Raw genomic sequence first — 500 nt, 5'->3', positions numbered from 1 at the left:
GTCTCACCAACTTTGACGATACCGCGCTCAACACGACCGGTAACAACGGTACCACGGCCAGCGATGGAGAATACGTCTTCGATAGGCATCAGGAACGGCAGGTCAATTGCGCGCTCCGGCTCCGGGATGTAGGTATCCAGGTGGTTGGCCAGCTCGATGATCTTCTCTTCCCATGCAGCGTCGCCTTCCAGCGCTTTCAGCGCGGAACCACGGACTACCGGCAGGTCATCACCCGGGAAGTCATATTCGGTCAGCAGTTCACGAACTTCCATCTCGACCAGTTCGAGCAGCTCTTCGTCATCTACCATGTCGCACTTGTTCATGAACACGATCATGTACGGGATACCAACCTGGCGACCCAGCAGGATGTGCTCACGAGTTTGCGGCATCGGGCCGTCGGTCGCAGCTACTACCAGGATCGCGCCGTCCATCTGGGCAGCACCGGTGATCATGTTTTTAACGTAGTCGGCGTGACCCGGGCAATCTACGTGCGCGTAGTG

Annotated in this window: 1 protein-coding gene; it reads right to left on the bottom strand. The window is 57.6% G+C overall.

Annotated features, from left to right (window positions below; translation table 11 throughout):
- A partial coding sequence (locus AACW87_RS14600; RefSeq protein WP_241326818.1) for a GTP-binding protein occupies positions 1-500 on the bottom strand: 500 nt, incomplete at both ends.

This window comes from Aeromonas sp. MR7 (genome assembly GCF_963899385.1).
Classification (GTDB): domain Bacteria; phylum Pseudomonadota; class Gammaproteobacteria; order Enterobacterales; family Aeromonadaceae; genus Aeromonas; species Aeromonas bestiarum.
The sequence above is the reverse complement of the archived record's forward strand: the minus strand, read 5'-3'. Positions and strand labels throughout refer to the sequence as shown.